The 18,693-nt window shown below is 71.5% G+C and carries 17 protein-coding genes and 1 riboswitch; of the genes, 7 read left to right on the top strand and 10 right to left on the bottom strand.

Features of this window, described 5'->3' with window-relative positions; genetic code table 11:
• Position 1 precedes the first annotated feature (1 nt).
• Positions 2–1,363 carry an acetyl-CoA carboxylase biotin carboxylase subunit gene (locus tag ACRWND_RS18290; protein WP_431950599.1) on the top strand — a complete coding sequence of 454 codons (1,362 nt, stop codon included), beginning with the start codon at positions 2–4 and terminating at the stop codon, positions 1,361–1,363.
• A gap of 11 nt (positions 1,364–1,374) precedes the next feature.
• Here ACRWND_RS18290 and ACRWND_RS18285 read toward each other — a convergent pair whose 3' ends face one another.
• The 3 genes from ACRWND_RS18285 to ACRWND_RS18275 form a co-directional block, all read right to left on the bottom strand.
• Positions 1,375–2,451 (bottom strand): methyltransferase, encoded by a 1,077-nt coding sequence (locus ACRWND_RS18285; RefSeq protein ID WP_431950597.1) that lies wholly within the window; start codon positions 2,449–2,451, stop codon positions 1,375–1,377.
• Entirely contained in the window at positions 2,448–3,176 is a 729-nt protein-coding gene (locus tag ACRWND_RS18280) for a hypothetical protein (RefSeq protein WP_431950595.1), read from the bottom strand. The genes ACRWND_RS18285 and ACRWND_RS18280 overlap by 4 nt, the downstream gene beginning before the upstream one ends.
• Positions 3,177–4,218: 1,042 nt before the next feature.
• A complete protein-coding gene (locus ACRWND_RS18275; RefSeq protein WP_431950593.1) occupies positions 4,219–4,713 on the bottom strand; it encodes an SMI1/KNR4 family protein in 495 nt (164 codons plus the stop codon).
• Positions 4,714–4,775: 62 nt separating this feature from the next.
• Between ACRWND_RS18275 and ACRWND_RS18270 the strand changes: the two genes are divergently transcribed.
• Entirely contained in the window at positions 4,776–5,141 is a 366-nt protein-coding gene (locus ACRWND_RS18270; protein WP_431950591.1) for a hypothetical protein, read from the top strand.
• Here the strand turns inward: ACRWND_RS18270 and ACRWND_RS18265 are convergent.
• The 5 genes from ACRWND_RS18265 to gcvT all read right to left on the bottom strand — a co-directional run bounded on the left by ACRWND_RS18265 (position 5,135) and on the right by gcvT (position 9,842).
• Positions 5,135–5,332: a TetR family transcriptional regulator gene (locus ACRWND_RS18265; RefSeq protein ID WP_431950639.1), complete on the bottom strand. Its 198-nt coding sequence runs from the start codon at positions 5,330–5,332 to the stop codon at positions 5,135–5,137. The two genes, ACRWND_RS18270 and ACRWND_RS18265, sit on opposite strands and share 7 nt — an antisense overlap.
• A gap of 58 nt (positions 5,333–5,390) precedes the next feature.
• A complete protein-coding gene (locus ACRWND_RS18260; protein WP_431950589.1) occupies positions 5,391–6,773 on the bottom strand; it encodes an L-serine ammonia-lyase in 1,383 nt (460 codons plus the stop codon).
• Between the two features lie 158 nt (positions 6,774–6,931).
• Positions 6,932–8,203, bottom strand: a complete 1,272-nt coding sequence (gene glyA, locus ACRWND_RS18255; RefSeq protein ID WP_431950587.1) for a serine hydroxymethyltransferase — start codon at positions 8,201–8,203, stop codon at positions 6,932–6,934.
• 61 nt (positions 8,204–8,264) lie between these two features.
• Positions 8,265–8,645: a glycine cleavage system protein GcvH gene (gene gcvH / locus ACRWND_RS18250; RefSeq protein WP_431950585.1), complete on the bottom strand. Its 381-nt coding sequence runs from the start codon at positions 8,643–8,645 to the stop codon at positions 8,265–8,267.
• Positions 8,646–8,729: 84 nt separating this feature from the next.
• Positions 8,730–9,842, bottom strand: a complete 1,113-nt coding sequence (gene gcvT / locus ACRWND_RS18245; RefSeq protein WP_431950583.1) for a glycine cleavage system aminomethyltransferase GcvT — start codon at positions 9,840–9,842, stop codon at positions 8,730–8,732.
• Between the two features lie 176 nt (positions 9,843–10,018).
• Positions 10,019–10,119: riboswitch (glycine riboswitch) on the bottom strand.
• 171 nt (positions 10,120–10,290) lie between these two features.
• On the opposite strand from gcvT, the gene ACRWND_RS18240 reads away from it, so the two are divergent.
• Complete coding sequence (locus ACRWND_RS18240; protein WP_431950581.1) at positions 10,291–10,968, top strand: AAA family ATPase; 678 nt, start codon at positions 10,291–10,293, stop codon at positions 10,966–10,968.
• A gap of 46 nt (positions 10,969–11,014) precedes the next feature.
• On the opposite strand, the gene ACRWND_RS18235 is transcribed toward ACRWND_RS18240, so the two are convergent.
• Positions 11,015–11,770: a hypothetical protein gene (locus ACRWND_RS18235; protein ID WP_431950579.1), complete on the bottom strand. Its 756-nt coding sequence runs from the start codon at positions 11,768–11,770 to the stop codon at positions 11,015–11,017.
• A gap of 181 nt (positions 11,771–11,951) precedes the next feature.
• Between ACRWND_RS18235 and ACRWND_RS18230 the strand changes: the two genes are divergently transcribed.
• Complete coding sequence (locus tag ACRWND_RS18230; RefSeq protein ID WP_431950577.1) at positions 11,952–12,734, top strand: enhanced serine sensitivity protein SseB; 783 nt, start codon at positions 11,952–11,954, stop codon at positions 12,732–12,734.
• Between the two features lie 88 nt (positions 12,735–12,822).
• Positions 12,823–13,623: an enhanced serine sensitivity protein SseB C-terminal domain-containing protein gene (locus ACRWND_RS18225; RefSeq protein WP_431950575.1), complete on the top strand. Its 801-nt coding sequence runs from the start codon at positions 12,823–12,825 to the stop codon at positions 13,621–13,623.
• Positions 13,624–13,957: 334 nt separating this feature from the next.
• On the opposite strand, the gene ACRWND_RS18220 is transcribed toward ACRWND_RS18225, so the two are convergent.
• A complete protein-coding gene (locus tag ACRWND_RS18220) occupies positions 13,958–15,469 on the bottom strand; it encodes a DUF885 family protein (RefSeq protein ID WP_431950573.1) in 1,512 nt (503 codons plus the stop codon).
• A gap of 322 nt (positions 15,470–15,791) precedes the next feature.
• Between ACRWND_RS18220 and ACRWND_RS18215 the strand changes: the two genes are divergently transcribed.
• Positions 15,792–16,784: an ABC transporter permease gene (locus ACRWND_RS18215; protein ID WP_431950571.1), complete on the top strand. Its 993-nt coding sequence runs from the start codon at positions 15,792–15,794 to the stop codon at positions 16,782–16,784.
• Between the two features lie 155 nt (positions 16,785–16,939).
• A complete protein-coding gene (locus ACRWND_RS18210; RefSeq protein ID WP_431950569.1) occupies positions 16,940–18,661 on the top strand; it encodes an ABC transporter substrate-binding protein in 1,722 nt (573 codons plus the stop codon).
• The last annotated feature ends 32 nt before the right edge of the window (positions 18,662–18,693 follow it).

The raw sequence follows: 18,693 nt of genomic DNA, 5'->3' as shown, positions 1-18,693 counted from the left end.
CGTGTTCTCCACCGTCCTGATCGCCAACCGCGGCGAGATCGCGCTGCGGATCGCACGCGCCTGCCGTGAACTGGGCATCCGCACGGTCGCGGTGTACTCCACGGCCGACCGCGACTCGGCCGTCGTCCGCTTCGCCGACGAGGCCGTGCACATCGGACCGCCCCCGGCGCGCGCGAGCTACCTCAACATCCCGGCCGTCGTCGAGGCGGCCCGCCGCACCGGAGCGCAGGCCGTCCACCCCGGTTACGGCTTCCTGTCCGAGGATCCCGACTTCGCCGAGATCTGCGAGGCAGGCGGCCTCACCTTCATCGGCCCCTCCCCGCAGGTGCTCTCCCTGCTGGGCGACAAGGCGTCCTGCCGCACGCTGATGGCCGAGGCCGGACTGCCCGTGCTGCCCGGCAGCACGGGCCCGCTGACGGGGCTCGCCGACGCGAAGGAGGCGGCGCAGCAGACCGGTTACCCGGTGATCCTCAAGGCCGTCGCCGGAGGCGGGGGGCGCGGCATGGCCGTGGTCACCGCCCCCGACCGGCTGCTCGAGACCTACCGCGGCACCGCGGCGCACGCCCGCTCCGTCTTCGGCGACGACCGGCTCTACCTGGAGCGGTACATCGAGCACGCCCGCCACGTGGAGGTGCAGGTGCTCTGCGACCGGTACGGCACGGTCGTCCACCTCGGCGAGCGCGACTGCTCGGTGCAGCGGCACCACCAGAAGCTGGTCGAGGAGGCCCCCGCCCCGGACCTGCCGGCGCGGCTGCGCTCGGCGATGTGCGCGGCGGCCGTGCGCGGCGCCCGGGCGGTCGGCTACACGGGCGTCGGCACCTTCGAGTTCGTGCTCACCCCGGAGCGGGACTTCCACCTGCTGGAGGTCAACTGCCGGCTCCAGGTGGAGCACCCGGTCACCGAGATGGTGACGGGGATCGACCTGGTCCGTGAGCAGATCCTGGCGGCCGCCGGCCATCCGCTGACCCTGCGCCAGGAGGACGTCGTGCACCGCGGGGTCGCCGTGGAGTGCCGGGTCAACGCCGAGGACCCCGACCGCGGTTTCGCGCCGACCCCGGGCCTGCTGACCGCATTCGAGGTGCCCGGCGGGCCCTTCGTCAGGGTGGACACCCACGCCTTCCCCGGCTGGCGGATCGGTCCCGACTACGACTCCCTGCTCGCCAAGGCGGTCGTCTGGGCACCGGACCGGGAACGGGCGCTGGCCCGCATGGACCGCGTCCTGGAGGAGATGCGGGTGCACGGCGAGGGCGTGTGCACCACGGCCGGCTTCCTGCGCAAGGTGCTGGCCCGCCCGGAGTTCCGGGCGGGCCGGCACACCACCGGCCTGGTGGCGGAGATCACCGGTACCGGCGAGAACGGCTAGCCGTCCGGTGGTCAGCGCGCCGGGCCGACCGTGCTGTGCAGGGCGTGCAGATAGGCGTTGACCGGGGTCACCTCGCCGATCTGCAGCCCCGCCTCCGTCATCAGCTTCACCATGCTGTCCCGGGTGTGCTTCTGACCGCCGACGTTCAGCAGCAGGAGCAGGTCCATGGCGGTGGTGAAGCGCATGGACGGGGTGTCGTCGACGAGGTTCTCGATGACGACGACCTTCGCCCCGGCGCCGCCCGCCGCGACGACGTTGCGCAGCGTGCGCCGCGTGCTGTCGTCGTCCCACTCCAGGATGTTCTTGATGATGTACATGTCGGCGGCCACCGGGACGTCCACCCGGCAGTCCCCGGGCACCAGCCGGGCGCGCGCTGCCAGCGGACCGCCCTCGCGCAGCCGCGGGTCCGCGCCGGCGACGACCTTCGGCAGGTCCAGCAGCGTGCCCTGCAGCTCGGGGTGCTTCTCCAGCAGCGCGGCCAGCACGTGCCCCTGGCCGCCCCCGATGTCGGCGACCGAGCCGACGCCGGTCAGGTCCAGCAGCGCCGCGATGTCCTGCGCCGACTGCCGGCTGGAGGCGGTCATGGCGCGGTCGAAGATCCGGGCGCTGTCGCGGGCGTCGTCGTGGAGGTACTCGAAGAACTCCTTGCCGAAGACCTCAGGGAAGACGTTGCGACCGCCGCGCACCGCGTCGTCCAGCCGCGGCCAGACCTCCCACGTCCACGGCTCGGTGCACCACAGCGCGATGTAGTGCAGGGTGTTCGGGCTGTCCTTGCGGAGCATCCGCGACATCTCGGTGTGAACGAAGCGGCCGTCGGCCTGCTCCTCGAAGACCCCATAGGAGGTCAGGGCGAGCAGCAGCCGGCGCAGCTGGCGCGGCGCGGCGCCGACCATGGCCGCGAGTTCCTCGGCGGTCGCGGGCTCCTTGCCGAGCGCGTCCGGCACGCCCAGCCTGGCGGCGGCCCGTACGGCGGCGGCGCACGCGGCGCCGAAGACGAGCTCGCGCAGACGCATCGCCGGCGGCGTGGCGGTCTCGGCGGCCGCCGTCTTCGCGGTGCCGTCCTCGCTGGTGGTCTCTGTCACGGTCATTCCTCGCACAACCCCTTCGGTTCAAAGACGCGGCACGTGTTGCCACGGAGGACATCGGCGGTGCCCTGGTCACGGTCGGCCGGATCGGCCGGGCTGTCGCCCGGGGTCGTGTCGCCCCGGACGGTGTTGCCGGCGTCGTGGGCGCCCTCCACGCTGCGGAAGAGCACGATCCCGCCGGACATCGGTGAGGTGCCGTGGTGGTCCACGACCCGGTTGCGGACCACCAGGGTCCGTTCTGCGCCCGTCAGCACGGTCCCCGCGCCCTGCGTGAAGGGGAGCCGGGCGGTGGAAGGGCAGCACGTGGGTTTCGCCGCCACGATGTCGTCGGAGACGGTCCGGCCTCCGGCGCGCGGGACTTCTTCCTCCCCGACGACGAGGACGCCGCCGCTGTCGGCGGTGAAGCGGTTGCCCACGACGCCCGGGTACCGCACCGCATGCCGGACGCCGATGCCCTGGCGGCTGTTGTGTTCGGCGGCGGCACCGCCCTCGGGGTCGTCCGTCCGAAAGGCGTCCACGCCGTCCTCGCGGACGCCGGAGGCCGGGAGCGACCGCAGCCGGACGCCGCCCAGCCGGCTCTGCCCCGCCGCGGTGACGCGCAGTCCGTTCCCGGCCGGCGTACGGACGTTGCGGCCGGCCCGGGTCCCCGGGGCGAGGACGGTGTCCGCGCCCCTCAGCACACCGGCGACCGCGGCCACCGCGGTCGCCTGGGGCCGACGAAGTGTCATGACTGCCCGTACCTGCCTTCCGGGGTGACGTCCCGGGTCACCTGGAATCTGACGGTATGAGCGGTTCCGTCGCATCGCCACTCTGCCGGGGCATCAGAGGTGGCGCGCGGCGGCCGAGCGGGCGCCTGGTAGGCCGTCAGGAGAGGTGCCCGCCGTCACTCGGCGCCGTCCGCGCCCGTGGCTCCTCCGCCTCCGGTCCGCCGCGCGGTGGCGCCGGCGGACCGGGGCGGCGGGGACGTGCCGCGACCGGCGCGCATGCCGTGGCCGAGGGCGCGGGCCCCAAGCCGCTCTCCTCCAGGGCGAGTCACCGGTGCGGCAGCCCGCGTCACCCGGCGTCCACGTGGGGCGATGGCCGGCAACCCCCCTGACGGCAGGGAGGCTTGGAGGGAGCCGAGCCGCCGGGGCCGAGCCGTCGACGGCGGTGGCCTCCTCGGCGGTGACGCCCGTCCCGCCGAGGACGCTACGGTCGCAGCGACCGGAGGGCCATGAGGGCCGGGTGGCCGAAGCCGCTGCCGGACGCCCGCAGGACGACGGTCTCCGCGCCCTTCGGCAGTCAGCCTTCCCCGGCTCGCGGATCGTCCACTCGGGTGCTGCCGTCGCGGACTCGGCGACGGTGTCGGCGGCCTCGGGAGCCGGGAACCCCGGTGATCCACGCGGGCGAGCCGAAGGCCGGGACGCCGACGGGCCGCGGCCAGGTGAGGGCGCCCCGCGGGTGGTAGGGCTTTCGGGAGGGTCGTCGACTGCCGGAGCCTTCGGCGTGGGGGGTTGCGCCCATCGCGATCCGGGCGGGGTGGCGGCGGGCGATCGTGCGGCCGGCCGGCCTCCGCGGTGGCCGACATCACTCCGCTGTGAGCGCGTGCGGGTTCAAGAGCGCCAGTCCGACAGGCACTCGGCGACGGCTACCGTTTCACGGAGGCGAGGGACGACACGCCCCTCGACCAGCCGGAATCGGTGGAAGACGGATTCCGACAAGCGTCGGCCGGCGAAGCGGCGTCGGCCGGCAAGACCGCAGCCCCGGACATGACGCCGGTGTCGGTCAGCATCAGGCTTCCGCCGCCCGTTCGAGCACCCATGCGTCGCGTGCGCTGAGCAACAGTGAGCCGAAGCTGTCATGAGGCAACAGGGAGCCGTCATCACCCGGCCACCACTCGTAGGCCCGCCACTCGCCGTTCGCACCGATGTGGTCCGCGCTGAGTACCCAGACGTCGCCCTGGACGGAGTCGGTAGTGATCAGTACGCACCGTCTGAGCGCGGACTCCAGGTCGGGGAAGTCCATGTCCGGCCCGAACCAAGCGGTCCACATCTCCGGGTCCGTCTCGGGGTACCAGCCGATCGCGTCGGCCGTTCGCAACGTGCCCGCGTTGGTGGGCATCTCCTCCCAACCATCGCTGACCAGCAGAAAGTTCCGGTAGCTGGGGGGCAGCGAGAGGCCGAGCCGCTGCTCGACGGCACGGACCGCGCCCTCGTTCGCGGGCAGCGTACCAGGCCAGTCGGTGCCAGGAGCAGTCAGGAACTCTAGCCATTCCGGGACGGTCACGGGAGCGGCCATATGCGTCTTCCAATGGTCTTGCGGCGCAACGCCAAACGTGGTTCCGCGTCGTGGACGGGGAATATTGTAACTTCTTCCAGTGTAGACAGCGCTGGCATGCCTCGGTCGGGGGCGCCGTGCAGTCACGGCTCATGGACGGCGGCGCCTTGCAGGGCCCGGAGAGGCGCCGCCGTTCGGTACCCGAAGCGCGCAACGTGCCCTCGGGCGATGAGGGGATCGGTGCCCTGCTCGATCAGTGCCGCTTCCAGGACGTCGGTGTGTGCGCGTTCCTTGACGAGGCTGCAGGCCTGGAGCTGGGGTGGCTGGGCGATGAGCTGCTGGCGCATCGGGAAACGGAAACGCAGGGCCTGGATGGCCTTGGAGTCGGCGAGTACGAGGCAGGCGGAGTGGGCGGCTCGCAGCGCTTCGGTCAGTGAAACTCCGAGCGCGCCTTGGTGCGGGCTGCTCCCGCCACGGCTCTAGCGAGCAGGAGATGTGCGGCTTCGTCGTCATGGAAGAACACGTCCGCCTTGTCCGGGAAGTAGCGGAAGAACGTGCTCCGCGCCACACCCGCCCCGGAGGCGATCTCCGTGACGGTCACGGCGTCGAACCCGTGCCGAGGGAGCAGACAGGGAAGGCCCTGACAGCTGCGAAAGATGGGAATTCGCAGGTCAGGGCCTGTTTCCCTAGCACTCGATGACGTTCACCGCGAGCCCGCCCCGCGCGGTCTCCTTGTACTTGACCTTCATGTCGGCCCCGGTCTCCTTCATGGTCTTGATGACCTTGTCGAGGGAGACGTGGTGCCGCCCGTCCCCGCGCATCGCCATGCGCGCCGCGGTGACGGCCTTGACCGCGGCCATGCCGTTGCGCTCGATGCAGGGGATCTGGACGAGCCCGCCGACCGGGTCGCAGGTGAGACCGAGGTTGTGCTCCATGCCGATCTCGGCGGCGTTCTCGACCTTCTCCGGGCCGCCGCCGAGGACCTCGGCCAGGCCGCCCGCGGCCATGGAGCAGGCGGAGCCGACCTCGCCCTGGCAGCCGACCTCGGCGCCGGAGATGGAGGCGTTCTCCTTGAAGAGCATGCCGATCGCACCCGCCGCGAGCAGGAAGCGGACGACGTCGTCCTCCTTCTCCGCCTCCGTCGAGCGCTCGGCCACGAAGTTCACGTAGTAGTGCAGCACGGCCGGGATGATGCCGGCGGCGCCGTTGGTGGGGGCGGTGACGACCCGGCCGCCGGCGGCGTTCTCCTCGTTGACGGCCATGGCGTAGAGGGTGACCCACTCCATGGCGTGCGCCGCCGTGTCGCCCTCGGCGCGCAGCTGACGGGCGGTGGCCGAGGCGCGGCGGCGGACCTTGAGGCCGCCGGGGAGGATGCCCTCGCGGTTCAGCCCGGCCTGCACGCAGTCCCGCATCACCCGCCAGATCTCCAGCAGCCCCGCGCGGATCTCCGCCTCGGTGCGCCAGGCCTTCTCGTTCTCCAGCATCAGGCCGGAGATGGACAGCCCGGTCTCCCGGGTGAGCCGCAGCAGCTCGTCACCCGTGCGGAAGGGGTACTTCAGCACGGTGTCGTCCAGCTTGATGCGGTCCTCGCCGACCGCGTCCTCGTCGACGACGAAGCCGCCGCCGACCGAGTAGTAGGTCTTCTCCAGCACGGGCGCGCCGGTCTCGTCGTACGCGAAGAGCGTCATGCCGTTGGCGTGATACGGCAGCGAGCGGCGGCGGTGCAGGATCAGGTCGTTGTCGGGCGAGAACGGGATCTCGTGGGCCCCGAGCAGGCTGATGCGGCGGTCGGTGCGGATCCGTTCGACGCGCTCGTCGGCCGTGTCCACGTCGACCGTGCGGGGGGAGTGCCCCTCCAGGCCCAGCAGCACCGCCTTGGGGGTGCCGTGGCCGTGGCCCGTCGCGCCGAGGGAGCCGTAGAGCTCGGCGCGCACGGAGGCGATGCCGGCCAGCAGACCGTCGTTCTTCAGCCGCTGGGCGAACATCCGGGCGGCGCGCATCGGGCCCACCGTATGGGAGCTGGACGGGCCTATGCCGATCGAGAAGAGGTCGAAGACGGAGATGGCCACGGTGCGATGACTCCTCGGGTTCGCGGACCCTGTTGTGCGCGGGCGGGCGGCGGGGTCGCCGCCGGAGTGGTACGTGGGGTGGCGTGGGTGCGCCGCACGCGGTTCTCAGTGTGCGGGACCCTCCTTGTGGGACGGGCCCCGCACACCGGTGACGCTCGCTACTTCAGGCCGGGGTAGAGCGGGTGCTTGTCGGCCAGGGCGGTGACGCGGGCGCCGAGCGCCTTGGCGGTCTCCGCGTCGAAGTGCGGCTTCAGGGCCGCGGCGATGATGTCGGCGACCTCGCGGAAGTCCTCCGCGCCGAAGCCGCGGGTGGCCAGGGCCGGGGTGCCGATGCGCAGTCCGGAGGTGACCATCGGCGGGCGCGGGTCGTTCGGGACGGCGTTGCGGTTGACCGTGATGCCGATCTCGTGCAGCCGGTCCTCGGCCTGCTGCCCGTCGAGCTCGCTGTCGCGCAGGTCGACCAGGACCAGGTGGACGTCGGTGCCGCCGGACAGCACCGAGACGCCCGCCGCGGTGACGTCGGGCTGGGTCAGCCGCTCGGCGAGGATCTTCGCGCCCTCCAGGGTGCGGACCTGGCGGTCCTTGAACTCCTCGCTCGCCGCGACCTTGAAGGCGACCGCCTTCGCGGCGATGACGTGCTCCAGCGGGCCGCCCTGCTGGCCAGGGAAGACCGCCGAGTTGATCTTCTTCGCGAGCTCCGCCTTGCTCAGGATCACGCCGCCGCGCGGACCGCCCAGGGTCTTGTGCGTGGTCGTGGTGACGACGTCCGCGTACGGCACAGGGGAGGGGTGCAGCCCCGCCGCCACCAGACCGGCGAAGTGCGCCATGTCGACCATCAGGTACGCGCCGACCTCGTCGGCGATCCGGCGGAAGGCCGCGAAGTCCAGCTGCCGGGGGTAGGCCGACCAGCCGGCGATGATCAGCTTCGGGCGGGACTCCCGGGCCAGGCGCTCGACCTCGGCCATGTCGACCTGCCCGGTCTCCGCGTCCACGTGGTACGCGGCCACGTTGTAGAGCTTGCCGGAGAAGTTGATCTTCATGCCGTGGGTCAGGTGCCCGCCGTGGGCGAGGTTCAGACCCAGGATCGTGTCGCCGGGGCTGAGCAGCGCGAACATCGCGGCGGCGTTGGCCTGCGCGCCCGAGTGCGGCTGGACGTTGGCGTGCTCGGCGCCGAAGAGCGCCTTGACGCGGTCGATCGCGAGCTGCTCGACGACGTCGACGTGCTCGCAACCGCCGTAGTAGCGGCGGCCGGGGTACCCCTCGGCGTACTTGTTGGTCAGCACCGAGCCCTGGGCCTGGAGCACCGCGACCGGAGCGAAGTTCTCCGAGGCGATCATCTCGAGGGTGGACTGCTGGCGGTTCAGTTCGGCGTCGACGGCGGCGGCGACGTCGGGGTCGAGCTCATGGAGTGAGCTGTTGAGAAGCGACATCAGGATGTCATCCGTCCGGAAGTCGGAGTGGGCAGGGCGGAGCGGTCGGCAGCCGTGGGCGTCAGTCGCCGATGAAGGCGGTGTACTCGTCCGCGGAGAGCAGGTCGCCCGGCTCCTCGGAGACCTTCACCTTGAACAGCCAGCCGCCCTCGAAGGCCGCCGTGTTCACCAGCGAGGGGTCGCCCACGACGTCCTCGTTGACCTCGGCGACCTCACCGGAGACCGGGGCGTACAGATCGCTGACCGACTTGGTCGACTCCAGCTCACCACAGGTCTCGCCCGCGGCGACCGTGTCGCCGACCGCCGGGAGCTGGACGTAGACCACGTCGCCGAGGGCGTTCGCCGCGTGCTCGGTGATGCCCACCGAGGCCACGCCGTCCGCGTCGGGGGCCGAGACCCACTCGTGCTCCTTGCTGTACCGCAGCTGCTGGGGGTTGCTCATGGCTCAATTCTCCTGGATGACGGTATGTGCTGGTGAATGGCTGTCTTGACAGGTAAGACGCGGGCGCCGGAAGCGGGCGGGGCGTCAGCGCTGCCGCTTGTAGAACGGCAGGGCCACCACCTCGTACGGCTCATGGGTACCGCGGATGTCCACGCCCACACCGGGGCTGCCCGGCGCGGCGTGCGCGGCGTCCACGTACGCCATGGCGATCGGCTTGCCCAGGGTCGGGGACGGGGCTCCGGAGGTCACCTCGCCGACGACCTCGCCGCCCGCCACCACGGCGTAGCCCGCCCGGGGGACCCGGCGGCCCTCGGCGACCAGGCCGACCAGCTTGCGCGGCGGTTGCGCCTCGGCCTTGGCGGCGGCCGCGACCAGCGCCTCGCGGCCCACGAAGTCACCCGGCTTGTCGAACTTCACGACCCGGCCGAGCCCGGCGTCGAAGGGGGTGAGCGCGGTGGTCAGTTCGTGACCGTACAGCGGCATGCCCGCCTCCAGGCGCAGCGTGTCGCGGCAGGACAGGCCGCACGGCACGAGGCCCGCGTCCGCTCCGGCCTCGGTCAGCGCCTGCCACAGCTTCTCGGCGTCGGCCGGTGCGACGAACAGCTCGAACCCGTCCTCGCCCGTGTAGCCCGTGCGGGCGATCAGCGCGGGGACGCCGGCGACGGTGCCGGGCAGCCCCGCGTAGTACTTCAGCCCGTCCAGGTCGGCGTCGGTGACCGACTTCACGATGGCGGGGGAGAGGGGGCCCTGGACGGCGATCAGCGCGTAGGCGTCCCGGTCGTCGCGGACCGCGGCGTCGAAGCCGGCGGCACGCTCGGTCACCGCGTCGAGCACGACCTGGGCGTTGGAGGCGTTGGCGACGACCATGTACTCCTCGTCGCCGAGGCGGTAGACGATCAGGTCGTCGAGGATACCGCCGTCGGGCGCGCAGATCATCGTGTAGCGGGCGCGACCCACGGCCAGCGCCGAGATGTGGCCGACCAGCGCGTAGTCCAGCGCTTCGCCGGCGGCGGGACCGGTGACGGTGATCTCGCCCATGTGGGACAGGTCGAAGAGGCCGGCCCGGGTCCGCACGGCGGTGTGCTCGTCGCGCTCGCTGGCGTACCGCAGGGGCATGTCCCAGCCCGCGAAGTCGGTCATGGTGGCGCCGAGGGCGCGGTGCAGCGCGTCCAGTGCGGTACGGCGGGGTTCACTCATCGGGCGGACTCCCAAGGCGAGAGGGGACAGGTAGGGCGATGACGGGTCAGGTCCTCCCCATCTGTCATCGGAACCTGAGAGGTTCACCTGGACCCTCCGACGGGAGGAGTCCTGGTTTGCACCTTGGGTGGGGCGGCGCTCCGTGGCCGGGAGGTTCGCCCGCTTTTCAGATCTGCCTCGGACGCGCGGTATCTGTGCCTGAGAGATTCAAGGGAGGACTTGCTCCTTCGGCGTCCGCACCACCGCGGTGGTGCGGAAACTCTCCCGCGCGACCTCGAACGGCCGCTATGAGGTTGAGGGCGCCATCATTGCACGGCGCCGGTCGTTGTCGCGATCGCGTGCCGGATGTCCGGGTCCGGTCCTGATCGCGCAGTAACGCCGCCGCTTCTCTGGGTAAGCAAAGACACAGGATTTACTGTTTCTTGAACATCTGACCCGGAGGCGAGCTGTGCGGTGGCAGAGTGCGTATGCGACGGCCGGGGGTCCGGCCGCGTCCCGGCCGGTCCCGGCGCGGGCCGGGGAGGCGCGCCGCGGCGGCCGCGCCGTGCGGCCGCGCCGGCTGCTCGATCTGCGGCGGGGGCGCCGGCCCGTGCGCACCCTGCGCTATCCGCCGGGGGACGTCCTGGTGGTCTCCGGCCTCCCGGGCGGCGGCAAGACCACCCTCATGCGGCGCGCGGCGGGCGGCGCCCGTCTGATCGACTCTCAGGACGTCAGGGAGCGCTGGCAGGCCCGGGTCCCGAGGCTGCTGCCCTACGCCCTCTACCGCCCCCTGGTGCGGATCGCGCACTACGCGGGGCTCCGGCGGGCGCTGCGCTCGGGCGACAGCGTCGTCCTGCACGACTGCGGCACCCAGCGCTGGGTGCGCGCCTGGGTCGCCCGTGAGGCACGGCGCCGGGGGCGGGGGATGCACCTGGTGCTGCTGGACGTCCCGGTGGGCGCCGCGCTGGACGGCCAGCGCCGGCGCGGCCGGGGGGTGTCGGCGTACGCCATGGCCCGGCACCGCAACGCCTCCCGCCGCCTGCTGGCCGAGGCGGCGGCGGGCCGGCTGCCCCGGGCGTGCGCCTCGGTGGTGCTGCTGGACCGCGCAGCGGCCCGGGAGCTCGAGGCCATCGACTTCGACGGCTGAGCGGCCGGGCCGCGTCGCGTGCGGGGCTCGCCCCGCAGGGGTCCTGCTACTGCAACTGCGGCTCAGCGAGCGCCTGCGGCGCCTCGAACACCGTCTGGGGTGTTGCGGGGGACAGCTCGGGCGCACCGGGAACCGCGGGGGACAGCGGCGACAGCGCCGCGTCGTTGCCGAACGGCAGCGGCAGCGGCACGAGGATGTCGGTCAGCAGCTGCGGCACCAGCAGCAGAATCGCCTGGAGGTCCCCGACCACGACGGCGATCTGCGCCGCCACGGCCGTGATATCCCCCGAGATCACGGCGGTGACCAGGGCGGCCACGTCGGTGATCAGCTTGTCCAGCTGCGCCTTGATCTCGTCGATGGTGCCGGCCGCCGCCTTGGCGCCGTCCTTGGCACCTTCCTTGGCGCCCTCTTCCGCGGCGCCGTCCTTGGCGCGGCCGGCCGCCAGTCCGGACTGGTCGGGCGACTGGCCCACGCTCTGCGCGGCGGCCGTGTCGATGAGGCCGGCGAACTGGCGGCTCGCCTCCGCCAGACGGGAGCTCAGCTCCTGCAAACTACCCCCGTCCGGGGACTGAGCCTGGGCGTCCTGGGTGATCCGGGCGCCATAGGACAGCGTGTCACCCAGCTTCGCGATCAGCTCGGCTCGGGTGGCGGCCGCCGCGTCGGCGGAATCCGCCGCCTTGGAGATGTCGGCAGCCGCGATGCGAACCGGGGCGTGGGCGTCGGCGGTGCCGGCGAAGCCCATCGTCAGCGAGGCGCACACTGCTGCCGCTATGAGGGTGGAGTTGATCCTGGTGATGCGCATGTCGAGATATCTCCCGGTTGAGGGTTTTCTCCTTGCTCGTCCTACCTTCGGAGGCGATGTGACGCTTCGCAACCGGACCATCGCATGGTGTGACAAGCGTGTGATGCGGAGGTCTGGGGGCCTGCCGCCGGATAGGGTTTCCACCGAGCGCACACCACAGGAACTTGCGAGGCGAGACGCAGTGAACATCCCGGGGCAGCGGATACCGGACGGCTTCGCCCCGCCGGTCCACGGTGCCGGCGGCTGGCCCGCCAACGAGCTCGAGGAAGTGCTCTCCGCGGCACTCGGCGATCCGGGTGCCACGGCCCGGGTGCTGGAGGTGCTCGGGCGTTCCCAGGTGTGGATCCCGCTGCCGAACGGCGGCGGCCCCGACAGCGCGGACCTCGACCTGCCGACCCTCGAACTCGACGGTGGCGTCTATGTGCCTGTCTTCAGCTCGGAAGCGCAGTTCATGGCCGCCGGCTCCGGTATGAGCTTCGCCGTCGCACCCGCCCGGGAGTTCGCCCGCGGGCTGCCCCCGCAGCTCGGGATCGCCGTGAACCCGGGGGGCGCGGTGGGCATTCCGCTGCCGCCCGCCGCGGTGATGGAGCTGTGCCGCACCGACCGCGAGCCCGGCACCCCGACCGGCGCCCGGGTCCGGCTGTGGGAGCCCTCGCCGGACGAGGAGCCGGTCGACTTCCTGGCCGCCGCCGCGGGCGAGTTCGCAGTGACCCCCGTCGTGCTCTCCGCCCGCCGCGCGCTGGCCAGCGTCGAGGGCGACCCCGCCACGCTCTTCGTGGGGGTCGAACTCGACCGCTGGCAGGAGGAGGACCGGGCCGCCGCCATGGGCGCCCTCGGACGCGCGCTCGGCGCCGTACCGCTGCCCTGGCAGGTCAACCTGGTGCTGCTGGACGTCGCGCAGGACCCCGTCGGCGACTGGATGCTGGAGCGCGTGCGACCCTTCTATGTCGGCTCGGGCGCTTAACCTGGGTCCGGCACGACACCAGAGGCATGCGGCGAAGCCGACCGAGAAGCAGACGACGCGGCAAGGCAGACACGGAAGGGCGGGGCACGTGAGCGCCGGCGTGGGAGGGGGCGGACTGGAGCACGCGCTCCGGCAGGTGACGCCCGGTAGGTTCGACGCCTACGAGGAACTGCTGCGCACCCTCGCCGACAGCCAGGTGTGGATGCTGCTCTGGCAGGGCACGCCCGGCGGGGCGGACGCGCAGTACGGCAACATGGAGGTCGGCGGCCACGGCTACGCGCCCTGCGTGACCTCGCCGCAGGAGCTCGGCGCCTGCGGCTGGGACCGGGCCCACGAGGTGGTGTCCGGTCGGGAGATCGCCGCCTCGCTCTTCCCCGACCGCTGGGGGCTGTGGCTCAACCCGCACGCCCCGGGCGGCGGCGTCGGCATCCCCTGGCCCGACCTGCGGCGCGTCTGCCTCGGCCTCGACCGCTCCCCGGCCGGACCGCTGAGGATCGGCGAGCCCGCGCTCCAGATCCCCCACTACTACGCCCTGTTGTCCCAGCAGGCCCATCGCACCCCGGCCGTCAGGTCGTTGCGGCGCGCCTGGGTGCAGCCCGTGCTGGGCGAGCCGTATCTGGCGATCGGCGTCGACCTCTACGACGCCGGGCCGCAGGCGGCGGACTCCGTGCGGCTGATGATGCAGTCCGCCCTCGGGGCGGTGCCGCCGGGACTGCCCGTCGCCACGGTCGCGCTCACCGACGAGTACGACCCGGTCGGCCTGTGGATGCGGGCCTCGGCGCAGCCCTTCTACTCCCGCGACGCCCACGGCGCGCCGGGCGTCCCCGGTGCGCCGGGTGCTCCGAGTGCGCCCGGGGCCGCGTACGGCTGGCCCCCGCGGTCCTACTGAGGCATCCGTCGGCACGCCCGCGGCAGCGGTGCCGTCGGCCACCCTGCGGCGGCACGGTGTCGCGGTCGTGTGCGGTGGTGGACCTCGCGGCTGCCGCCGGGCCGTCGGCGGTCGCGGTCCGTTGACCGCGGCGGGCCTTTCCGCCGCCGCCCGTGCGGTGCCGCGGGTGGAGCGAGGCGCCCCTGTGGGCGCCGCCTGTCCGCCGGCGGCTTGCGGGCGGCGCGCTCCGCCCGCTCGGCGTGCACGCGAGCGTCGACGGCGACGGGCGGGCGGGAGACGGCCCGCCACGCCCGACCGCCCCCGAACGCCTGCACGGCGCATTGAGGGCGGCGCCTCAGAGGATCGCGTCGAGAAGCCCCAGCGGCGGGCTGCCCAGCTCCAGCAGGGCACCGTGGAACCGCTGCAGTGAGAACTCCGGCCCCCAGGCGCGCCGGGCCCGCTCCCGCAACCGCATGATCTCCAGCTTGCCCCAGGTGTAACGCCCGTACGCCGCGTCGAAGGTGCCGCGCCGCGCCTCGGAGGCCGCGCCGGCCCGTGCGAGGTGGGCGTCGCGCATGAAGCGCTGCGTGGCCTCCTCCAGCGTCATGGCCCCCGTGTGCAGCCCGATGGCGCACGCGAGCCGGGTGACGCGTACGAGCGCCTCCAGGGCCACGCCGATCGCGAAGCGGGGGTCGCGGGCACGGAAGCCCTCCTCGAGGCAGACCTCCTCGACGTAATGCGCCCAGCCCTCGCAGAAGGACAACGAGTGCAGGACACGCTGCACCTGCGTCGGTGCGTGCCGCAATGCCCGTCCGTGGGCGAAATGACCGGGCGCCACCTCGTGGACGGTGATCGCCGGCAGGCTCGTGCGGCTGAAGACCGAGAGCCACTCCTCGCGTTCCTCCTCCGGCCAGTCCGGCTCCGGAGGGGTGACGTGGTACCAGGAGGCGGAGTCGGCCTCCTCCGGCGCGGCCCAGCTCATCATTGCCATGGACCAGCGGCGCGAGGGCGGCGCCGGCCCGACGAGACAGTCGCCGTCCAGCCAGGGCACGAGACCCCGCCGGCGGGTGAAGTCGATGACCTCGTCGGTGAGCCGGGCGGCCTCGGGGATGACCTCGTCCGCCTCCGGATGGTCGGCCAGCAGTCGCGGGATGAGCTCCGCCACGCCGGCCTTCGGGTCCAGCCGTGCGCAGGAGTCCGTGAGGAGTGCGGTGAGCCGGTCCCGCTCGCGCTCGGCCTCGTCGGCCAGGGCCGACAGGTCGACCCGCAAACCTTCCTGACTGCCCATCAGCAAGGACAGCGCCTGCCCGCCCAGTCGCGGGTCGGGATCGCCCGTCTCGGCGGCGCGTGCGATGTGGTCGACCAGCCGGGAGTGCGCGGCGAGTGCGGGGCCGGCCTCCGGCTCGGCGTCCGGGTCGAGGTCGGCGGCCAGGCCGCGAACCGCCCCGAGGAGTGCCCCGGCGACCGGCGCGCTCACCCGGTCGAGCGACGCGATGGCCGCGTCCACGGCGTCCGGCCACTGCTGCAGGTGGCGTCTGCGGGCCTCGGCCAGCTCCTGCCTGGGCGCGTACTCGCGGTCGTAGGCAGTGAGTTCCAGATTGGACACATGCGGATAAGGGTCGCGACGGTGCAGTTCCAGTTCGCCGTACTGGACCTTGAGGGTGTCCTCGAAGACCGAGAGGTGCCGCTCGTCATGGGGGTCGGCGAGGGCCGGTTCGCGCAGCCGGGCGTGGGCGAGCGAGGACAGTCCCCGGCGGACGCCGTCGGGCGACAGATCCTGCACCTGGCCGTCGTACTCGTGGAGTCCCGCCATCTCCCTGACCACGGGGACCATCAGGTCGCACACCGAGCGAAGCCGATCATTCATGGCATCGACGGTAGCGACTCCCCATGTGCCGCGGCGATGTGTCAACGCGCGTAACACTGCGGTAATAGCGGACGAACAGTCATCACATCACGGTTGCGCATCCTTTCCCCGCGGGGTCTGGCGCGTGATCGGCGCCCCCATGAAGACTCGCGCACCAAGGCGGCCAGCGCGTCGTCCAACCGTTCGTCAAAACCACGAAACCACAGCCCAGCGCCACCGCACCACCACAAGAGCTGCGCCCGACATGGTGGTCCGCTCCGTCGACCCGGGCGGACGGCCAGGCGAAGTCGGCCACCGCCGGCAGGGGGATGCACGAGGAGACATGACAGCACCGCTGCACGACACCGCCGAGACGACCGTCGCCGACCTCGCCGCCGACACACCCGCGAAGGCGATCGAGGGCCGTTCACCCGGGCGTATCGCATGGATGCGCCTCAAGCGCGACAAGGTGGCGCTGGCAGGCGGCGTGATCGTCGTCTTCCTCATCCTGGTCGCGGTCTTCGCCCCCCTCATCGTCAGCGCCCTCGGACACCCGCCGAACGACTTCCACGAGGACAAGATCGACCCCCTCTTCGGCACCCCCACCGGCAAGTGGGGCGGCGTCAGCGGGGATTACCTCTTCGGCGTGGAGCCGGTCAACGGCCGCGACGTCTTCAGCCGCATCGTCTACGGCACGCGCATCTCCCTGCTGGTGGCCTTCCTGTCGGCGGTCGTCGCCGTGGTCCTCGGTACCTTCTTCGGCATCATGGCCGGCTACTTCGGCGGTTGGGTCGACGCTGCCATCGGCCGCGTGATGGACGTCCTCCTGGCCTTCCCCCAGCTGCTCTTCATCATGTCCTTGGTCTCGGTCATGCCGAACTCGCTGCTGGGCTTCAGCGGTACCGGCGTGCGCATGGGCGTCCTGGTGGTGGTGATCGGCTTCTTCGGCTGGCCGTACGTCGGCCGCATCGTCCGCGGCCAGACCCTGAGCCTGAGGGAACGCGAATATGTCGACGCGGCACGCAGCCTCGGCGCCGGCCGTAGTTACATCCTCTTCCGGGAACTGCTGCCCAACCTCGTCGCCCCGATCACCGTCTACGCGACGCTGATGATCCCGACGAACATCCTCACCGAGGCCGCCCTGAGCTTCCTCGGGGTCGGTGTGAAGCCGCCCACCTCCTCGTGGGGGCAGATGCTCTTCAAGGCGCTGTCCTTCTATGAGACGGACCCGATCTTCATGCTGATCCCGGGCCTCGCGATCTTCATCACCGTGCTCGCCTTCAACCTCTTCGGTGACGGCGTACGGGATGCGCTGGACCCGAAGGGCTCCCGCTAGCCCACGCATACCGCCCCTGCCATTCCCGTCAGGTGGCTTCTCACCGAGAAGGACCGCAGGTCCGCCGAAGGCCGCGGACCGCGAATCACGGAGGTTACGGAAAAGTGACATCCCCACGCTCATCGAGGCGCAGGCTGGCCGCAGGGACGGCCGTCGTGGTCGCCACGCTGCTGTCCACCGCCGCTTGCGGCGGAGGCGGCGGTGGCAAGTCCGAAGGCAACGCCAAGGCCCCCGGATTCAACGCCGCCATCAACAAGGTGGCGAACGCGTCCGACAAGAAGGGCGGCACGCTCAAGTTCATCGGGACGCAGGACGCCGACTCTTGGGACCCGCAGCGCGGTTACTACGGCTTCATGTGGGACTTCGCCCGGTACTACACCCGCCAGCTGGTCTCCTTCAGCCCGGAGCCGGGTCTGGCCAGCACCACGCTGAAGCCGGACCTCGCGACCTCCAACGCGAAGATCAGCGACGACGGCAAGACCTACACGTACACACTGAAGGACGGCCTGAAGTGGGAGGACGGCTCGCCGCTGACCTCCAAGGACGTCAAGTACGGCATCGAGCGCATCTGGGCTCAGGACGTCATCTCCGGCGGTCCGATCTACCTGCAGCAGGTGCTCGACCCCAAGGGTGAGTACAAGGGCCCCTACAAGGACACGTCGCCCGACAAGCTCGGCCTGAAGGCCATCGAGACGCCGGACGACAAGACCATCATCTTCAAGCTGCCGAAGCCCAACAGCGACTTCGAGCAGATGCTGGCCATGCCCTCCGGCTCGCCGGTCAAGGCCGACAAGGACACCGGCGCGAAGTACGGCCTCAAGCCGTTCTCCAGCGGTCCGTACAAGTTCCAGTCGTACACGCCGAACAAGTCGATGGTCCTGGTCCGCAACACCAACTGGAGCGCGTCCACCGACGACCTCCGCAAGGCGCTGCCGGACAAGATCACGGTCACCCTGACCACCAACGCCGACGACATGGACAAGCGCCTGATCAACGGCGACTACGACCTGGACCTCAACGCCACCGGTGTCGGCCAGGCCGCGCGCGCCGAGGTGCTCGGCAAGAACAAGGCCAACGCCGACAACCCGGACACCGGCTTCATCCGCTACGCGGTCTTCCCGACCACGGTCAAGCCGATGGACAACATCCACTGCCGCAAGGCGGTCATCCTCGCCGCCGACCACAAGTCGCTGCAGACCGCCCGCGGCGGCCCGCAGGCCGGTGGCGCGATCGCCCCGAACATGCTCCCGCTGGGCATCAAGGGCGCCGACGGCAAGTACGACCCGTACAACGTCCTGAAGGACACCACGGGCAACGTCGAAGAGGCCAAGAAGGAACTCAAGGCCTGCGGCCAGCCCAACGGCTTCAAGACCACGATCGCGGTCCGCAACAACAAGCCGATCGAGATCGCCACGGCCGAGTCGCTGCAGGAGTCGCTGAAGAAGGTCGGCATCACCACCGAGCTCGACGAGTTCGACGGTGCGCAGACCTCCGGCATCATCGGTGCCCCGAAGACGGTCAAGTCCAAGGGCTACGGCATCATCATCATGGGCTGGGGCGCCGACTTCCCGTCGGGCCAGGGCTTCCTGCAGCCGCTGGTCGACAGCCGGTTCATCCTCGAGAGCGGCAACAACAACTTCGCCGAGATCAAGGACAAGTCGATCGACGGCCTGTTCGACCAGGCGCTGCAGCAGACCGACGCGAACGCCGCGGCCGAGGTCTACAAGCAGATCAACCAGAAGGTCTCCGAGGGCGCGTACTACCTGCCCTTCACCTTCGAGAAGAACATCATCTGGCGCAGCTCGCGCCTGACCAACGTCTACACGGCCGACGCGTACAACGGCCGCTACGACTACGCCTCGCTGGGCGTGCAGTAACAACCCTCGAATCGATCGAGTGCCACACCCGC

Origin of the sequence: Actinacidiphila sp. bgisy167, from assembly GCF_965342175.1 — a bacterium.
In the GTDB taxonomy this organism is placed as follows: domain Bacteria; phylum Actinomycetota; class Actinomycetes; order Streptomycetales; family Streptomycetaceae; genus Actinacidiphila.
The sequence above is the reverse complement of the archived record's forward strand: the minus strand, read 5'-3'. Positions and strand labels throughout refer to the sequence as shown.